Below are 17,913 nucleotides of genomic sequence, written 5' to 3'. Positions count from 1 at the left end.
GGGACCGGTCCGTTCGGACCGGTCCCCCCGGGTGCTGCCGCCGCCGGCCGCGTTCAGCCGGATCCGGCGGCGTTCGAGTCGCCTTCAAGCCGCTTCCGAGCCCCGTGGGGCTCGTCGCGCGCTCAGTGCATGACGGCCATGGCCAGCGCGCGCCGGGCGCGCATGGAGACGCGCTCGGCCTTTCGCTGCATGCGCCGTGCGGCGACCAGGCGCAGGGCGTGACGCTCGGCGTCCACCTCGCGCATGCGGTCGTCCATATGGGCACGGGCCAGGGCTTCTGGGATGAGTTGCATTTCGCGGGTCCTGTTCTGGCGCGAGGTGATCGCACCGGCGGTGATGAAGTCTGCGGTGGCGGAGCCGTGCGGCTGCTCGCTCGTGGTGGCGTAGGGGGACATGGGGGCCTGCTTCAGGGGGTCGTGCGTGAGGGGGCGGTCGATGGTTCCGGTGGCGGTCATGCCGCTGCGACCGGGTTCTTGCGCGGGCGGCCGCGGGGCCGCTTGCGGGCCACGACCACGCCCTGGACGAAGAGCTCTCCGCCCCAGACGCCCCAGGGCTCGCGGCGCTCCTTGGCGCCGGCGAGGCAGGCCTCGACCAGCGGGCAGGTGCCGCAGAGGGACTTGGCGTACTCGACGTCGGCCGGGGACTCGGCGAAGAAGACCTCGGGGTCGAAGGTGCGGCAGGGGACGGGCACGCCGAGGTTCTCGATCGCGTCGTCGAGCGCGGTGAGCGCGGTGAGGGGGGTCACGGTGGAGTCCTCCGGGACTGCGGGCGGGGAGATCGTTTGGGTCTGCGGTACGGACGGGGCGTGCGCTTCGAGTTGCACGGTGTTTTCTTCCTCGTCTTGTTCGGCTAGTCGTTCCGGCCGGTCGGCCGGGTGGCGGCTGGTCCTGCCAGTCCCGAGGCCCCTTCGCTCCGTCGTCCCCGTTCGGGGACAAACAGAAGGGCCGCGGATCCCGGGTGGGGTTCCGCGGCCCTGAAGGCGCCGGCCTGATCATGCGATCAGGCTGGATCACTCCAGGGTTCGAGCCCACGGAAGGCCCACATCAGGTGGTGCTGCTGCTTCGTCTGCGTCTTGAATCCGGCACTGGCGGCACCGGCCGCGGCCGCGAAGCCATAGGCGCCGTGCGCCTGCGGGGCTTCCGCTACTGCCACCAGTGCCTGGGTCGGTCGCTCATTGCGCTCGCTGACCGGAAGGGTCGCCAGCAGGGCGGGGCTGTCAGCGGAAATCGCGGACAGACCGGTGCCCCGGAGGGAGACGGAACCGAGCAGGCAGGAAGCGTCGACCGAGCGATCGGTCATTTTGGTGAAGGTCATGAAGCTGGCCACTGGTCTCGCCTCCTCTCGGCGTCTCGGGGACCGGGCCCGGGGGCCTGTCCCATGTATTCGGATAAGTACAGCACGGATCCAGGGCTTCGGAGAAGCCACCGTTTCCGTTGCTAAGAACCTATGGGGCTGCGACGGGCATGTGCAAACTATTTTTCCGACGAGTTTCTACGCGTCGTCAGAATCCCCGCCCTCAGGTTCCTGACCAGTACAGATGGCCAGGACATCGGCGCCGTAGCGCTCGAGCTTGCGGCCGCCCACCCCGGAGATCATCGCGAGCTCCCCGGGCTCGGAGGGTGCGGCCTCCGCGATCGCCATGAGGGTTTTGTCCGTGAACACGCAGTACGCGGGCAATCCCTGGAGCTTCGACTGGCCGGCGCGCCACTCGCGCAGCCGCTCGTAGAGGCCCTCGTCCATGTCCGACGGGCAGTCCCCGCACCGCATCAGCTTGATGTCCCCGGCCTCCGTCAGCGTCCTGCCGCAGACCCGGCACAGCACCGGCCCCCGGCGGCCGCGCTTGCGCGGTGCGCCCTCGGCCGGGACGCCCGGCCGGCTCACGGGAGCCGCGGAGCCCGGCCGCAGCCCGTTCAGGAAACGGCTGGGGCGACGGGAGGCCCGGCCGCCGGGAGCCCGGGAGAGGGCCCAGGAGAGGGTCAGGTGGAGCCGGGCCCGGGTGACGCCGACGTACAGCAGCCGGCGCTCCTCCTCGACCTGTTCGTCGGTCTTGGCGTATGTGATCGGCATCATGCCGTCGGTGAGGCCGGCCAGGAACACGGCGTCCCACTCCAGGCCCTTCGCGGCGTGCAGCGAGGCGAGGGTGACGCCCTGGACGGTCGGCGCGTGCTGCGCCGCCTTGCGCTCGTCAAGCTCGACGGTGAGCTCGGCCAGCCCGGCGCCCGGGCGGCTGCGGGCGAAGTCCTCGGCGAGACGGACCAGCGCGGCCACCGACTCCCACTGGTCGCGCACCGCGCCGGAGCCGGCGGGCGGCTCGGCGGTCCAGCCGGTGGAGCTGAGCACGGCCCGGACCTGGGCACCCAGCTCGACGACGTCGTCCAGCAGCGGGTCGTTGCCCGCGGAGCGGGCGGCACCGCGCAGCGCGAGGACCGCCTTCTGCACCTCGGCGCGCTCGAAGAAGCGCTCCGCCCCGCGCAGCTGGTACGGGACGCCGGCGTCGGCGAGGGCCTGCTCGTACACCTCGGACTGGGCGTTGATGCGGTAGAGGACGGCGATCTCGCCGGCCGGGACCCCGGCCGCGATCAGGTCGCGGATGCGGCGGGCCACGCCCTCGGCCTCGGCGGGCTCGTCGGGGTACTCGGCGTAGACCGGGTCGGGGCCGGGTTCGCGCTGGGAGACGAGCTCCAGCCGGTGTTCGGAGGCCCGGCCGCGGGCCTGGTTCAGCAGACCGTTGGCGAGGTGGACCACCTGGGGGGTGGAGCGGTAGTCGCGGACCAGCTTGACCACGGTGGCCTGCGGGTAGCGGGTGCGGAAGTTCAGCAGGTGGTCGGGGGTCGCCCCGGTGAAGGAGTAGATCGTCTGGCTGGCGTCGCCGACGACGCAGAGGCTGTCGCGGTCGCCGAGCCACAGCTCCAGCAGGCGCTGCTGGAGCGGGCTGACGTCCTGGTACTCGTCCACCACGAAGTGCTGGTACTGGGTGCGGATCTGCTCGGCGATGTCGTGGCGGTCCTGGAGGATGCCGACGGTGAGGAGCAGCACGTCCTCGAAGTCGATCATGCCGCGGTCCCGCTTGAGCTGCTCGTACGTGCCGTAGATCTGTGCGATCTCCGCCATGTCGCGGGGGGCCTCGCGGCCCGCCTTGAGGGCGGCGGCCGGGTAGTCGGCGGGCACGGTCTGGGTGACCTTGGCCCACTCGATCTCGCCGGTGACGTCGCGCAGCTCGTTGCGGTCGAGGCGGACCCGGCAGCGCGCGCCGGCCTCGGCCACGAACTGGATCTTGCGTTCCAGGAGCCGGGGCACCTCCCCGCCGATCGCCCGGGGCCAGAAGTACTGGAGCTGGCGCAGGGCGGCGGAGTGGAAGGTGCGGGCCTGGACCCCGCCCGCGCCGAGGGCGCGCAGCCGGCCGCGCATCTCCCCGGCGGCGCGGTTGGTGAAGGTGACGGCCAGCACGCTGGCCGGCATGAGCTGGCCCGAGCGGACCCCGTAGGCGATGCGGTGGGTGATCGCGCGGGTCTTGCCGGTACCGGCGCCGGCCAGCACGCACACCGGACCGCGCAGGGTCGTGGCGACCTCGCGCTGCTCAGGGTCGAGGCCCTGGAGCACGGCGTCGGCGTCGACGTCGGGCGCGCCGCCGCCGGCCGGTACGGATGAGGAGTGCGTTGCTGCTGTCACCCCGCCATGCTGCCAGGTCCGGTGGGCCGGACGGGAAACCTGTCCACAGGGCCGCGGGGTCCGTCATACCGGCGGGAACCGCCGGACCGGCGGGTATCCCGGGAGCGGACCGGCCGGCAGGCGGATCGCTCGCACCGGCAGTCGGATCGGTCACACCGGTCGCCGGGGCGGGAATGGCGCGGCGCGGCGGGACGTTCGACTCCTCGGATCATCCGGCTCGGATCGACCGGCATCGCGATCCACCGAGACCTCACAGAGGAGCGAGCATGCAGGACACGGGCACCGTCACGATGTACAGCACCACCTGGTGCGGCTACTGCCGTCGGCTGAAGACGCAGCTGGACCGGGAAGGCATCGCGTACAACGAGATCAACATCGAGCTCGACCCGGAGTCCGCCGCGTTCGTGGAGAAGGCCAACAACGGCAACCAGACGGTTCCGACCGTGCTCGTGAAGTCCTCCGCCGGCAACGAGTCCGTCATGACGAACCCGAGCCTGGCCCAGGTCAAGCAGGCCCTCGCCGTCTGACCCGCCCGCTCCCGGAACGGCCCCCGCCCCGGCGGGGGCCGTCTGCGTCCCGGACGGAGCCCTCAGACGGTGGCCGGTCCCTTGGGGAGCGGCTGGCCGTACCAGAGCTCGACCAGGCGGGCCGCGATGGAGATGCCCGACGGGGGCAGGACCTCTCCGGCCTCGATCGCGGCGCGGTAGTCCTCGCGGGAGAACCAGCGGGCCTCCTGGATCTCCTCGCCGTCGACCGTGATCTCCGAGCTGACGGCGCGGGCGTTGAAGCCCAGCATCAGGCTGTACGGGAACGGCCAGGGCTGGCTGGCCACGTACTCGACCGCGCCGATGCGCACCCCCGCCTCCTCCCACACCTCGCGGATCACCGACTGCTCGATCGACTCGCCCGGCTCCACGAAGCCGGCCAGCGTGGAGAAGCGGCCCTCCGGCCAGTGCACCTGGCGGCCCAGCAGGGCGCGGTCGTGCTCGTCGGTGACCAGCATGATCACGGCCGGGTCGGTGCGCGGGTAGTGCTCGGCACCGCAGCCGGGGCAGCGGCGGATGTGGCCGGCCGCGGCGACGACCGTGCGCTCGCCGCAGCGGGAGCAGAAGCGGTGCATGCGCTGCCAGTTCTCCAGCGCCACCGCGTGCACCATCAGCCCGGCGTCGCGCGGGTTCAGCAGCAGCCCGGCCTCGCGGAGCCCGGCCGGGCGGGCCGACTGGTCCATGCGGCCCGGCAGGGAGTCCTTCTGCAGCGCGAAGTACCGTACGCCGTCCTCGTCGGTGCCCAGGAAGTACCGGTGCGTCTCGGTGACCGGGGCCTCGAAGGCGGGGGTCATCACGATGCCCGTCCCGCCGTCGGGGGTGTCGTCGATCAGCACCTGGCCGCCGGAGACGACGAAGACGCGGGTCGTCGGGTGGCTCCAGGCCGCGGCGAGCCACGCCTCGTCGAGGCGGTGGTGCGCGGCGCGGTCGATCCCGCTGGGCGCGGTGAGCGAGAGAGGGCGCTCGGTATGGGTGCTCACTGGTACTTCCAACTCCCCCGGTGGTGGGACAAGGCAGGCGTACGGAACGGTTGTCAGGTGGTGGCGGCGGTGGCGGTCCGCGGCGACCAGTTCGCGGCGAGGTCGCCCCACAGGTAGGCGGTGGTCTCCACGCCCTTGAGGAGCAGGTCGAGCTCGACCTTCTCGTTCGGCGAGTGCCAGCCGTCGGAGGGTACGGAGATCCCCAGGAACAGCACCGGCGCGCCCAGTACGTCCTGGAGGTCGGCCGCCGGCCCGGAGCCGCCCTCGCGGGTGAAGCGGACCTGCTGCCCGAAGGCGCGGCCCATGGCGCGGACCACGGACCGCAGCGCGGGGTGGTCCAGCGGGGTGAGGCAGGGACGGGTGGGTGCGCCGAAGGTGATGCTGTGCCGGATGCCGTCGGGCACCCGGGCCGCGACCCAGTCCCGGACGGCCGCCTCGACCTCGTACGGGTCCTGCCCGGAGACCAGGCGGAACGACAGCTTCAGGTGGGCGGAGGCGGGCACGATGGTCTTGCCGCCGGGGCCCTGGTAGCCGCCGCCGATGCCGTTGACCTCGGCGGTCGGGCGGGCCCAGACCCGCTCCAGGGTGGAGTAGCCGGCCTCGCCCGCGGTGGCGTGGGACTTGGCCGTACGGAGCCACTCGGCCTCGTCGAAGGGCAGCTCGGAGATCAGCCGGCGCTCGGCCTCGGTCAGCTCGGCGATGCCGTCGTAGAAGCCGGGGATCGTGACCCGCCCGTCCTCGTCGTGCAGCGCCGCGACGACGCGGGCGGCGACGGTGGCCGGGTTGGGCACGGCCCCGCCGAAGGCGCCCGAGTGGATGTCCTGGTCGGGGCCGTGGAAGTCGATCTCGCAGTCGGCGACGCCGCGCATGCCGGTGCAGACGGTGGGGGTGGTCTCGGACCACATGCCGGTGTCGGACACGATCACGACGTCGGCGGCGAGTGCGGCGGCGCGGTCCTCGACGAGGGCGCGGAAGTGCGGGGAGCCGGACTCCTCCTCGCCCTCGACGAGCAGCTTGAGGTGCACGGCGGGGGCGCCGGCGCCGGTCGCCGCGAGGTGGGCGCGCAGGCCGAGCGTGTGGAAGAACACCTGGCCCTTGTCGTCGGCCGCGCCCCGCGCGTACATCCGGCCGTCCTTGACGACCGGCTCGAAGGGCTCGGTGTGCCAGCCGTCGGCGAGGGCGGCGGGCTGGACGTCGTGGTGCCCGTACACGAGGACGGTGGGGGCGGCGGGGTCGGCGGCCGGCCAGTGGGCGAACACGGCGGGGGCGCCGGCGGTCTCCCAGACCTCGGTGACGGGGAAGCCGGTCTCCTTGAGCTTCGCGGCGAGCCAGTCGGCGCTGCGGCGTACGTCGTCCGCGTGCTCGGGCTGGGCCGAGACGGAGGGGATGCGGAGCCACTCGGCGAGGTCGTCGAGGAAGGCGGCGCGGTGGGTCTCGATGTACGTGCGGACGACGCTGTCCGGGGTTTCGCTCATGGCCACGAGCCTAACCGTCCGCCTCGTGGGCACCGTCCGCGCCGGATTCGCCTTGGAGGATCCGCTCAAGACGCTCCCGGCCGGGGAGGCCGCGGGGGCGGATCACCCGGCCGCTGCGGACGTGCAGGAAGGCGGCGGAGACCCGGTCGAGGGGGGTGCCGGTGGCTTCGGCCCAGGCCAGGCGGTACACGGCGAGCTGGAGCGGGTCGGCCTGGGTGGTGCGGCCCGTCTTCCAGTCGACCACCTCGTACGAGCCGTCCGGATTGCGGTACACGGCGTCGATCCGGCCGCGGATCACCCGGCCGGCGAGGGTGAGCTGGACCGGGGCCTCCATCCGGTACGGGGTGCGCTCGGCGTACTCGCTGCGCTCGAAGGCCGCCTTGAGGGCGGCGAGGTCGGCCTCGTCGGCGACTTCCTGGCCGGAGCCGGGGAGGTCGGTCGCGGGGTCGAGGAGGTCGTCGAGGAGCGGCAGGGGCAGTTCCTCGAAGCGGGACTCGACCCAGGCGTGGAAACGGGTGCCCTGGCGGGCCGCGGGCTGCGGCGGCTTGGGCATGGGGCGGGCGAGATCGCGTACGAAGCCCTGCTCGTCGGCGGCGAGGCGCAGGAGCTGGCTCGCGGACAGGGCGGAGGGCAGCTCGACGTCCCGTACGGCTGCGCGGGCGCGGCGGAGCTCGCCCTCGAGGGCGTCGAGGTCACGGTCCCAGGAGGCCACCGTCCGGGCCTCCTCGGGGGTCAGCTGATCGCCGGCGGCGTGCCGCGGGCCGCCGGCGTGCGGGTACGGGAGGGCCGGGCCCGCCTGCCGGGGGACGACGGCCTCGCCGCCCCGGTGGCCGGGGCCGGCGGCGGGGGCGGGCCGGACGGCTTCACCGGCCCAGAGGTCCTCCGGCGGGGCGGCGGGCCCCGGCGGAGCCCACGGGTCCGTCGGTACCGCTTCGCCGGCCCACAGGTCGTCCTCGGCGGAGGCGGAGGCGGCGGGCGCGGGCTCGGCGGGCGCGGGCTCGTCGGGCGGGGGTTCGTCGTCGTAGGACGGGTCCTCGCAGTGCGGGGGCCAGAGGTAGGGGTCTTCCTCGTCCGGGGCCTGGGGGCGGGGGGCGGCGAGGTGGGCCTCGACCAGGGCGGCCGCCTCGCGGCGCAGGGCCAGGGAGGCCGGGTCCAGGGGCAGGGGCCAGGTGTGGCCGGCGTCGGCGTCGGCCGCCAGGGCCGGGTTCTCGGCGTCGGGGGCCGGTTCGTCCGCCCAGGCTTCGATCTCGCCGTAGCCGGCCGCGCAGTGGTCGTGGAGGGCCTGGAGGAAGGCGGAAGGGCCCCGGCGGCGCTTCTGGGTGGGGCCCCACCAGTGGCCCGAGGCCAGCAGGAGGGAGCGGGGGCGGGTGAAGGTCACGTAGCCGAGGCGGAGTTCTTCCGTCTGCTTGTGGGCCTTCAGGGACGCCTTGAAGGACTTCAGGCCCGCCGCGGTCCACTCCGGGTCCCCGGGCAGGGTCGGGGCGTCGCCGCGCAGGGCGTACGGGAGGACCTTCGGGTACGAGGTCCAGGCCTCGGGGGCCTTCTCCTTCGGGAAGGAGCCCGCGCAGAGGCCGGGGACGACCACCACGTCCCACTCCAGGCCCTTGGACTTGTGGGCGGTCAGCACCTTGACCGTGTTCTCCCCGCCGGGCAGCGCGTGGTCGAGGCCCTTCTCGTACTGCGCGGCCGTGCGCAGGAAGCCGAGGAACGCCAGCAGGGTCGCCTCGCCGTCCAGCGCGGCGAAGCCGGCCGCGACGTCGAGGAAGCCGGAGAGCGTCTCGCGCCGGCGGGCGGCCAGGGCGTGCGGGGAGGCGGACAGCTCCACGTCGAGGCCCGTCGTGGCCAGGACCCGGTGCAGGACGTCCATCAGGGGGTCGGCGAGGGCGCGGCGCAGGTCCCGCAGCTCTTGGGCGAGGTGGGCGAAGCGGACCCGGGCGGCGGCGGAGAAGGGCAGGTCCTCGGCGGCGCCGCCGTCGAGGAAGGTCTCCAGCGCGTCGGCCAGGGAGACGACCTCCGCCGGGTCGACGCCCTCGACCGCCGCGGCGAGCCGGCCGTCGGGGCCCCGGTCGGCGCCGGGCCGGGCCACCAGCTGCCGGGCCAGGCGCCCGAGCAGGGCCAGGTCGCGGGCGCCGATGCGCCAGCGGGGGCCGATGAGCAGGCGTACCAGGGCGGCGTTGGCCCCGGGGTCCTGGAGCACCTCGCAGACGGAGACGAGGTCGGCCACTTCCGGGAGGTGCAGCAGGCCGGACAGGCCCACGACCTCCACCGGGACGTCCCGGGCGACCAGGACCGCCTGGATGCGGGCGAAGTCGGCGGCGGAGCGGCACAGCACCGCGATCTCGCCCGGCTCGGTGCCCGTGCGCACCAGGTGCGCGACGGAGTCGCCGAGCCACTCCAGCTCCTCGGCGTGGGTGTTCAGCAGGGCGCAGCGGACCACGCCGTCGTGCTCGGCGCCGGGGCCGGGGCGCAGCGCCTCGACGCCCTCGTGGAGGGCGCGCAGCGGGGCGGCGAGGCCGTTGGCCAGGGCGAGGAGGCGGCCGCCGCTGCGGCGGTTCTCGCTGAGGGAGAGGCGGGTCGCGGGGCGGCCGTCGGCGTGCGGGAAGTGCTCGGGGAAGTCGTCGAGGTTGGCGACGGACGCGCCGCGCCAGCCGTAGATGGCCTGGCAGGGGTCGCCGACGGCGGTCACGGCGTGCCCGGTGCCCGCGCCGAAGAGGCCGGACAGCAGCAGCCGCTGGGCGACGGAGGTGTCCTGGTACTCGTCGAGGAGGACCACCCGGAACTCCTCGCGCAGCAGGGCTCCGACCTCCGGGCGGGTGGTGGCGAGCCGCGCGGAGAGGGCGATCTGGTCGCCGAAGTCGAAGAGGTCGCGGGAGCGTTTGGCGGCGCGGTAGCGGGAGACCAGTTCGAGCAGCTCAAGGCGGCCGCGTACCGCTTCGGGGACCTTGCGCAGGTCGTCGTTGGTGAGCTTGGCGCCGGCGAGCCCGTCGAGCAGGGCGGTGTCGTACGCGCGCAGCGCGGCCGGCTCGACGAGGTGTTCGGAGAGTTCCGCGTCGAGCGCGAGGAGGTCGCTGACCAGGTCGGGCACGGACTTGGTGAGGGACGGGTAGGGGCCGGGGGCTTCGCGGAGCACCTTCGCGGCGAGCTGGAAGCGGGTGGCGTCGGCGAGGAGGCGGGCGCTGGGCTCGAGGCCGATGCGCAGGCCGTGGTCCTTGAGGAGCTGCCCGGCGAAGGCGTGGTAGGTGGAGATGCGGGGCTCGCCGCCGGCCGTCCCGGCCTCGACGTCGGCCGGGGAAGGGTCGGGGTCGGTGATGCCGGCCCGGGCGAGGGCCTTGCGCACGCGCTCGGCCAGTTCCCCGGCGGCCTTGTTGGTGAAGGTCAGGCCGAGGACCTGTTCGGGGGCGACGGTGCCGGTGCCCACCAGCCAGACGACGCGGGCGGCCATGACGGTGGTCTTGCCGGAACCGGCGCCCGCGACGATCACCTGGGGGGCGGCGGGGGCGGTGACGCAGGCCAGCTGTTCGGGCGTGAAGGGGATCCCGAGGAGCTCCTTGAGCTGCTCGGGATCGTCGAGGACGGGGGGGCGCCCGGACACGTACGCGGTCACCTCAAAAGGCTAGCCGCAGCCGCCGACACTCCCCGCCGCCGTCTCATTCCACGGTCTGGCGGCCCTCGGGGAGGGCGCTGCAGGCGCTGCGGAAGGCGCAGCGGGTGCAGTGCTCGCCGGTGGCGGGGGCGAAGCGTTCGTCGAGGACCCGTCCGGCGGCGGTGGCCAGCAGGTCGCCGACCCATGCGCCGGAGCTGCCGCCGGACAGCGGCTCCTGCGCCTGGATCTTCGGGACGGCGTCGCCGCCGTCGCGCTTCGCGGCGCCCTGGCGCAGCTGGACGAGTTCGGCGCCGCCCGGTTCGGGGCGGCGGCCGTCGAAGACCTCGTCGACGGCTCCCTGGCGGACGGCCAGCTGGTAGACGGCCAGCTGCGGGTGGCGGGCGACCTCTTCCCTGGTCGGGGCGCCCTTGCCGGTCTTGAAGTCGACGACGTACGCGCGGCCCTGCGGGTCGGCCTCGACGCGGTCCATGGAGCCGCGGATCCGTACGGCGTACTCGCCCGCGTCGAGGGTGACGTCGAAGTCGTGCTCGGTGGCGACGGCGGTGCGGCCGCCGCGGTCGGTGGTGTGCCAGCGCAGGAAGCGTTCGAGGGCGGCTCGGGCGTTGTCCTTCTCCTGGCGGGACTTCCAGGGGGCGTCGAAGGCGAGGGCGTCCCAGACGGAGTCGAGGCGTTCCATGAGGACGGCGAGGTCGGCGGGGGTGCGGCCGGAGGCGACCTCGTCGGCGAGGACGTGGACGACGTTGCCGAAGCCCTGGGCGGCGGTGGAGGGGGCGTCGGCCTTGACCTCGCGGCCCAGGAACCACTGGAGGGAGCAGGTGTTGGCGAGCTGCTCCAGCGCGCTGCCGGAGAGGGCGACGGGCCGGTCCCGGTCGCGGAGCGGGGCGGGCGCGCGGGTCGGTTCGTACAGGCCCCACCAGCGCTGCGGGTGGGCGGCGGGGACCAGCGGGCGGTCGTCGTCGTCGGTGAGCGCGGCGAGGCGGGCCAGGCGGCGGGCGGCGGCGTCGCGCAGGGCGGGCGAGGCGTCGGGGTCGACGGTGGTGGCGCGGAGCTCGGCGACGAGAGCGGGGACGGCGAGGGGGCGGCGGGGGCGGCCGGTGACGTCCTTGGGGGTGACGCCGAGTTCGGTGAGGAAGCGGGAGGGCTGGTCGCCGTCCTCGGCGGGGGCCTTGACGGCGGTGACGACGAGCCGGTGGCGGGCGCGGGTGGCGGCGACGTAGAAGAGCCGCCGTTCCTCGGCGAGGAGGGCGCCGGGGGTGAGGGGTTCGGCGAGGCCGTCGCGGCCGATCCGGTCGGCCTCCAGGAGGGAGCCGCGGCGGCGCAGGTCGGGCCAGAGCCCTTCCTGCACCCCGGCGACGACGACGAGCCCCCACTCCAGGCCCTTGGAGCGGTGCGCGGTCATGAGGCGTACGGCGTCGGTGCGTACGGCGCGCCCGGTGAGGGTGTCGGCGGCGATGTCCTCGGCCTCGAGCTGCTCGAGGAAGTTGAGCGCGCCGCGGCCGCCTGTACGTTCCTCCGCGCGGGCGGCGTTGTCGAAGAGGGCGCAGACCGCGTCGAGGTCGCGGTCGGCGTTGCGGCCGGCGGTGCCGCCGCGGCGCGCCCGGCGTTCGAGGCGCTGCGGCCAGGGGGTGCCGTCCCAGAGGGCCCACAGGGCTTCCTCGGCGGTGCCGCCGCCCTGGAGCAGCTCGCGGGTCTTGCGCAGCAGCAGGCCGAGGCGCTGCGCTCCGCGGGCGTAGGCGGGGTCGTGGGCGGTGAGCCGCTCGGGCTCGGCGAGGGCGCGGGCCAGCAGCACGTCGGAGGGCGCGGGTACGGCGACCCCGGCGGCCCGCTCCTCGTCGCGCAGCGCCCGCCCGAGCCGGCGCAGGTCGGCGGCGTCCATCCCGCCGAGCGGCGAGGTGAGCAGCGCGAGGGCCCCCTCGACCCCGACCCACCCTTCGCCTCCGCCGGCCGCGGGGCCGGCCGGGGCCGCCGGGTCGGTCGGGTCCTCCAGGGCGTCCCGGCCGTCGAGCGGCAGCGGCGCGGAGGGGCCGGCCGGGTCCGCCGGGGCATCCGGGCCGTCAAGCGGCAGCGGCGGGGCGGGGGCGGCTGCCGCGTCCACCGCGGCCTCCCCGCCGTCGAGCGGCACCGGCGCCGCCGCCTGGCCCGCCGGAGCCTCCCGGCCGCCGAGCGGCGTCGCGGGCGAGCCCGCCTGGTCCGCCGGGGCGTCCCCGCCGTCGAGCGGCAGCGGCGCGGAGGGGCCGGCCGGGTCCGCCGGGGCATCCCGCTCGTCCGGCGGCAGCGGTCCCGCCGCCGCCGTGGCGGTGAGGCGGAGGGCCGTCAGGAGGGGGGCCACGGCGGGTTCGTGGCGCAGGGGGGTGGACGCCGCGTCGGTCTCCGCGGGGACTCCCGCCGCGATCAGGGCGCGGCGCATCGCCGGGAGGGTGCGGCCGCCCGCGCGGACCAGGACGGCCATGTCCCGCCAGGGCACGCCGTCCTCCAGGTGGGCCCGGCGCAGGATGTCGGCGATGTTGTCGAGCTCGGCGCCCGCCGTCGGGTAGGTGTACACCTCGACCCGGCCGCCTTCCCGCGCGGGCGCGAGGTCGCGGTGGGCGCGGACCGCGGCGGCGGGCAGGCGCGGCAGCGGCATGCGGGTGGTGAGGAGGCGGGTGGCGGCCAGCAGGGCGGAGCCCGAGCGGCGGCCGACGGCCAGCGCCCGGACCTGCGCGCCGGGGAAGGCCGAGTCGAAGTCGAGGACGTTGTTGATGTCGGCGCCCCGGAAGGCGTAGATCGACTGGTCGGGGTCGCCGAAGGCCACCAGCGTCCCGGCGGGGCCGTTAAGCGCGCGCAGCAGCCGCAGCTGGGAGGCGTCGGTGTCCTGGTACTCGTCCACGTAGATCACGTCGTAGGCGGAGGACAGCGACGGGGTGCCCTCGGCCAGGAGGACGGCGCGGTGGAGGAGTTCCGCGTAGTCCAGGGAGCCCTGGAGGTCGAGGACGTCGAGGTACTCGGAGAGGAAGGCGGCGGCCGCCTTCCAGTCGGGGCGCCCGATGCGCTCGGCGAAGGTGGCGAGGGCCTCGGGGCCCAGGCCGAGCTCGCGGGCGCGGGCGAGGACGGCGCGGACCTCGTCGGCGAACCCGCGGGTGGTCAGCGCGGCCCGCAGGTCGTCCGGCCAGCGGATGGACCGCAGCCGCCGCTGGCCCTCCAGCAGGGTGCGGACCATCACGTCCTGCTCCGGGCCGGACAGCAGCCGCAGCGGGTCCGCGAACAGCTCGTGGTCCTGGTGGGCGCGGACCAGGCCGTAGCAGAAGGAGTGGAAGGTGGTGGCCTGCGGGGCGCGGGCGCCGCCGAGCCGCAGGGCGGCGCGGTCGCGCAGCTCCACGGCCGCCTTCCGGCTGAAGGTGAGGATCAGGACGCGGGCGGGGTCGGTGCCGGCCTCGACCCGGGCGGCGGCCGCCTCGACGAGGGTGGTGGTCTTGCCGGTGCCCGGTCCGGCGAGCACCAGAAGCGGTCCGCGGGTGTGATCAACCACCGCGCGCTGCGCTGCGTCCAGCACAGGGACGGCCACCTGCCGCGGCCCGGTCCGCACCAGGCGGTACGCGTCGGGTGTCCGCGTACGCCGCTCCGAGCGGCCGGGAGAAGAGGTGATCACGTGGGGTGCCGGTCCTGGTGGGTCTGCGGTCGCTGCGGTCTGGCCGGCGGCCGCAGTGGTCGGGTGGGCCCCGGCCGCGTACGCCGAAGAGGCAACGCTACGCCAACCGCGGCGGCCCCCGCAGTCCGTCCCGCCGGGGCCGGGCGTCGCCCGGGAGGCCTGCGGCCCCGTCCTCCGTACGGGCCTTCGACCCTCCGTCCGCGTCTCGCATGCCGGAAGCTGTCAGGTGTGAGCCTCGTCGCCCCCGCGTCCCTCCTCGCGCCCGTCCCAGCGCGCCCTGCGCATCGCCAGCCGCGGCTCGCCGGAGGCGGTCTCGCGCAGCGGGGTGCCCTCGGACCGGTAGTGCCCGAGGGCGCGCCGCTCGCTGCCGGGCAGGGGTACGCCGTCCGCCCGCACCACGCGCCACCAGGGCACGGCTCCTCCGTACAGGGCCATGACACGCCCGACTTGGCGCGGTCCGCCCTCGCCGAGCCACTCGGCGACGTCCCCGTACGTCATCACCCGGCCGGGCGGAATCCGCTCGGCGACCTCCAGTACCCGCTCCGCGTAGGCGGGCAGCTCTTCGCTCATTCGGCACATGGTGCCGGATGTTCCGGGCTGCCCGGTGGAAGCCTTCCTTCCGTACCGGCGCGCACCCTGCTGCCCCGCTCGGCCGCCGGTCCGTGCCACCATCTTCCGGGCGGTGACTGGTGATACGTGATCAAGAAGAGACGGATGTGACGGCGAAGGAGCGGGTCGTGAGCCCTCCGGACGGCGCGGCGAGGGGCGATGACGCGCGCCCGGACGAGGCGCACCCCGACGACCCGCCCGGCCACACGCCGACGGCGGCCGACCGGGTCGAGGTGGACGAGCCGCTGCTCGCCGCCCGCGTGCACCGGCCCTCCGACCTGGTCCGTCTGCTCGCCGGGATCCTCGGCATCGCCGTCGTGCTCGGCATCGCAGCCTTCGCCCACGGCACCACCGCGGGCCTGGAGCAGGACATCACGCAGGGCACCGGCCAGGCGCCGGACCTGCTGATCAAGGTCGCGGGGCTGGTGTCCAGCATCGCCGTGCTCCTCGTACCGGTGGCCTTCGCCATCGAGCGGCTGATCAAACGCGACGGGCTGCGCATCGCCGACGGCGTCCTCGCGGCGGTCCTCGCGCACGGGGTGACCCTGGCCACCGACCTGTGGGTGTCCCAGGGCGCCCCCGGGACCATCCAGGACGCCCTCACCCGTGCCACGGGCACGCCCGGCGCCTCCACGGACCCGGTGCACGGGTACCTCGCGCCCGTGATCGCGTACATGACCGCCGTCGGGATGACCCGGCGGCCACGCTGGCGGGTCGCGTTGTGGGTGGTCCTGCTGCTGGACGCCTTCGCGATGCTGGTCAGCGGGTACACCACACCGTTCTCCATCATCCTGACGGTGCTGATCGGCTGGAGCGTGGCGTACGGAACCCTGTACGCGGTCGGCTCGCCGAACGTCCGGCCCACCGGGCAGAACCTCCTCGCCGGGCTGCGCCGCGTCGGCTTCCAGCCGGTCAGCGCGATGCGCGCGGAGGCCCCGGACGGGGACGGCACGGAGATCGGCGACCGTGGCCGCCGGTACCACGTCACGCTGGAAGACGGTCCTCCGCTGGACGTCACCGTCGTGGACCGCGAACAGCAGGCGCAGGGCTTCTTCTACCGGGTCTGGCGGCGGATGACCCTGCGCGGGATCACCACCCGGCGCAGCATCCAGTCCCTGCGCCAGGCGCTGGAGCAGGAGGCCCTGCTCGCGTACGCCGCCATCGCGGCCGGTGCGAACGCGCCGAAGCTGATCGCCACCTCCGAGCTGGGCCCGGACGCCGTGATGCTCGTCTACGAGCACCTGGGCGGCCGCAACCTGGACGCCCTCGCCGACGAGGAGATCACCGACGAGCTGATCCGCAACGCGTGGGAGCAGGTACGGGCCCTGCAGTCGCGCCGGATCGCGCACCGCCGGCTCACGGGAGACGCGCTGGTGGTGGATCGTTCCGGCAAGGTGATCCTCACGGACCTGCGGGGTGGTGAGATCGCGGCCGGTGACCTGGTGCTGCGGATGGACATCGCGCAGCTGCTGACCACGCTCGGCCTGCGGATCGGCGCGGAGCGGTCGGTGGCCTCGGCCGTGTCGGTGCTCGGCCCGGACGCGGTGGCGGACTGCCTGCCGCTGCTCCAGCCGATCGCGCTGAGCCGGTCCACCCGGGCGACCCTGCGCAAGCTGGCCCGGGAGCGGGCCGACCGGCAGCGGGAAGCCGTGCTGGAGTCCTCGCGGGCGGCGAAGGCCGCGCGCGAGGCGGGCGACGGCGCCGCACCGGCGGCCCCCAGCCCGGCCGCCGACCGCAAGGCCGAGAAGAGGGCGCTGGACGACGCGCTGGAGGGGGCGCGGGAGGAGGACCTGCTCAGCCAGATCCGTCGGCAGGTGCTGCTGATCCGCCCGCAGGCGCCGGTGGAGCCGGCCCGGCTGGAGCGGATCCGGCCGCGCACGCTGGTCTCCTTTATCGCGGGTGCCTTCGGCGCGTACTTCCTGCTCACGCAGCTGGCGCACGTGGACTTCGCGACCATCGTCGGCCAGGCGCAGTGGGGCTGGGTCGGGGCGGCGCTCGCCTTCTCGGCGCTGACGTACTTCGCGGCGGCGATGAGCCTGCTGGGCTTCGTCCCGGAACGGGTGTCCTTCCTGCGGACGGTGGTCGCGCAGGTCGCGGGGTCGTTCGTGAAGCTGGTCGCCCCGGCGGCGGTGGGCGGTGTCGCGCTGAACACCCGGTTCCTGCAACGGGCGGGCGTCCGGCCGGGGCTGGCGGTGGCGAGCGTCGGCGCTTCGCAGCTCTTCGGGCTGGCCAGCCACATCCTGCTGCTGCTGGCCTTCGGCTACCTGACGGGCACGGAGAAGACCCCGGAGATGACCCCGTCGAGGACGGTCATCGCGGGCCTGCTGACGGTGGCGGTGCTGGTGCTGGTCGTCACGGCGGTGCCGTTCCTGCGGAAGTTCGTGGTGACGCGGGTGCGGGCGCTGTTCGCGGGCGTGGTGCCGCGCATGCTGGACGTGCTCCAGCGGCCGCAGAAGCTGATGACCGGCATCGGCGGCATGCTGCTGCTGACCGGCTGCTTCGTGATGTGCCTGGACGCCTCGATCCGCGCCTTCGGGGGCGGGGAGGCCATCAGCTACGCGAGCATCGCGGTGGTGTTCCTGGCGGGCAACGCGCTCGGCTCGGCGGCGCCGACGCCGGGCGGCATCGGGGCGGTGGAGACCACCCTGACGCTGGGTCTGATCGCGGCGGGGCTGGAGAAGGAGGTCGCGATCTCGGCGGTGCTGCTGTTCCGTCTGATGACCTTCTGGCTGCCGGTGCTGCCGGGGTGGCTGTCGTTCAACTTCCTGACCCGCAAGGAAGCGATCTAGCTCCGCGGGTGGCGCAGCGGGGGGGGCGGGCCGTGTACGCGGCCCCTGCGCGGGGCCTGCCCCTCCCCACCCTTCGCCCGTTCCCCGGGGCTCCGCCCCGGACCCCGCGCCTCCCACGTCGGCGGCCGGCTCTGCCGACCCCGCCCCGAGTCCCGCCCGCGGGGCCCGAGGTCCAGCGGGCGCCCCCGCGGGCGGGGCGGGCACGCCGGGAGCGGAGAGGCGTTGGCGTGGAGCCGGCCTGTACGCCGGGTTCTGTCACCGGGCGACCTCCCGGTCGCCGCCACGTCGGCCCGTTCGGCGGCGGCGAACGGCACCGCCGCCCCCGCCACGGAGTCCTCGCCACCACCGGCCACGCTCCGGCCTCGGAGGGCCACCGCCGGGGCCCGGGCAATCCCGAGCCTCCGCCTCCGCCGCGGAGCCCCTCACCACCACCGGCCACGCTCCGGCCCCCAGGCCGGGCCAGGCCGCCTCGGCCAGGGCGTCCGTGGCAGCCACCGGCCCCGCTCCGACACCCGTCAGGCCCCGGCCACGGCGCGAGCCGCCCCGAGCGCCGTACCCGACAGGCCACTGCCGCCCGCCCTCGTCACCCTGCCCTTCGTCACCACCAGCCCCGCTCC

General features: G+C 75.0%; 11 protein-coding genes. 2 read left to right on the top strand and 9 right to left on the bottom strand.

Features of this window, described 5'->3' with window-relative positions; translation table 11 throughout:
- Window positions 1-122: 122 nt before the first annotated feature.
- The 4 genes from ACZ51S_RS13535 to ACZ51S_RS13520 form a co-directional block, all read right to left on the bottom strand.
- Window positions 123-455, bottom strand: a complete 333-nt coding sequence (locus tag ACZ51S_RS13535; RefSeq protein ID WP_388933910.1) for a hypothetical protein — start codon at window positions 453-455, stop codon at window positions 123-125.
- Window positions 452-823, bottom strand: coding sequence for a WhiB family transcriptional regulator (locus tag ACZ51S_RS13530; protein ID WP_468478457.1), 372 nt, complete (start codon window positions 821-823; stop codon window positions 452-454). Before ACZ51S_RS13530 ends, ACZ51S_RS13535 begins: the two co-directional genes overlap by 4 nt.
- A gap of 176 nt (window positions 824-999) precedes the next feature.
- Window positions 1,000-1,326, bottom strand: a complete 327-nt coding sequence (locus ACZ51S_RS13525; protein ID WP_468478458.1) for a hypothetical protein — start codon at window positions 1,324-1,326, stop codon at window positions 1,000-1,002.
- 165 nt (window positions 1,327-1,491) lie between these two features.
- Window positions 1,492-3,669, bottom strand: a complete 2,178-nt coding sequence (locus ACZ51S_RS13520) for an ATP-dependent DNA helicase UvrD2 (protein ID WP_468478459.1) — start codon at window positions 3,667-3,669, stop codon at window positions 1,492-1,494.
- Between the two features lie 266 nt (window positions 3,670-3,935).
- On the opposite strand from ACZ51S_RS13520, the gene ACZ51S_RS13515 reads away from it, so the two are divergent.
- Window positions 3,936-4,196, top strand: a complete 261-nt coding sequence (locus ACZ51S_RS13515) for a mycoredoxin (protein WP_388933917.1) — start codon at window positions 3,936-3,938, stop codon at window positions 4,194-4,196.
- Between the two features lie 62 nt (window positions 4,197-4,258).
- Here ACZ51S_RS13515 and nudC read toward each other — a convergent pair whose 3' ends face one another.
- The 5 genes from nudC to ACZ51S_RS13490 all read right to left on the bottom strand — a co-directional run bounded on the left by nudC (window position 4,259) and on the right by ACZ51S_RS13490 (window position 14,468).
- Entirely contained in the window at window positions 4,259-5,206 is a 948-nt protein-coding gene (gene nudC, locus ACZ51S_RS13510; RefSeq protein ID WP_467893982.1) for an NAD(+) diphosphatase, read from the bottom strand.
- 41 nt (window positions 5,207-5,247) lie between these two features.
- Window positions 5,248-6,669: a dipeptidase gene (locus tag ACZ51S_RS13505; RefSeq protein WP_468960791.1), complete on the bottom strand. Its 1,422-nt coding sequence runs from the start codon at window positions 6,667-6,669 to the stop codon at window positions 5,248-5,250.
- 10 nt (window positions 6,670-6,679) lie between these two features.
- Window positions 6,680-10,273 (bottom strand): UvrD-helicase domain-containing protein, encoded by a 3,594-nt coding sequence (locus ACZ51S_RS13500; protein ID WP_468960788.1) that lies wholly within the window; start codon window positions 10,271-10,273, stop codon window positions 6,680-6,682.
- A gap of 43 nt (window positions 10,274-10,316) precedes the next feature.
- The gene (locus ACZ51S_RS13495) at window positions 10,317-13,898 is read right to left on the bottom strand and encodes an ATP-dependent helicase (RefSeq protein WP_468960785.1); all 3,582 of its coding nucleotides are present in this window, start codon (window positions 13,896-13,898) and stop codon (window positions 10,317-10,319) included.
- 222 nt (window positions 13,899-14,120) lie between these two features.
- Complete coding sequence (locus ACZ51S_RS13490) at window positions 14,121-14,468, bottom strand: MGMT family protein (protein WP_468478464.1); 348 nt, start codon at window positions 14,466-14,468, stop codon at window positions 14,121-14,123.
- A gap of 119 nt (window positions 14,469-14,587) precedes the next feature.
- Here ACZ51S_RS13490 and ACZ51S_RS13485 point away from each other — a divergent pair, with 119 nt between their 5' ends.
- The gene (locus ACZ51S_RS13485; RefSeq protein WP_388933930.1) at window positions 14,588-17,296 is read left to right on the top strand and encodes a lysylphosphatidylglycerol synthase transmembrane domain-containing protein; all 2,709 of its coding nucleotides are present in this window, start codon (window positions 14,588-14,590) and stop codon (window positions 17,294-17,296) included.
- The last annotated feature ends 617 nt before the right edge of the window (window positions 17,297-17,913 follow it).

This window comes from Streptomyces sp. NPDC034043 (assembly GCF_055575675.1).
Note: the sequence above shows the minus strand (reverse complement) of the source record. Positions and strands in the feature narration are given on the sequence as shown.

What these genes read in the sequence shown, in the direction of transcription:
- ACZ51S_RS13535 (WP_388933910.1), bottom strand. Translation starts at nt 455, where the DNA reads ATGACCGCCACCGGAACCATCGACCGCCCCCTCACGCACGACCCCCTG.
- ACZ51S_RS13515 (WP_388933917.1), top strand. Translation starts at nt 3,936, where the DNA reads ATGCAGGACACGGGCACCGTCACGATGTACAGCACCACCTGGTGCGGC.
- ACZ51S_RS13490 (WP_468478464.1), bottom strand. Translation starts at nt 14,468, where the DNA reads ATGAGCGAAGAGCTGCCCGCCTACGCGGAGCGGGTACTGGAGGTCGCC.
- ACZ51S_RS13505 (WP_468960791.1), bottom strand. Translation starts at nt 6,669, where the DNA reads ATGAGCGAAACCCCGGACAGCGTCGTCCGCACGTACATCGAGACCCAC.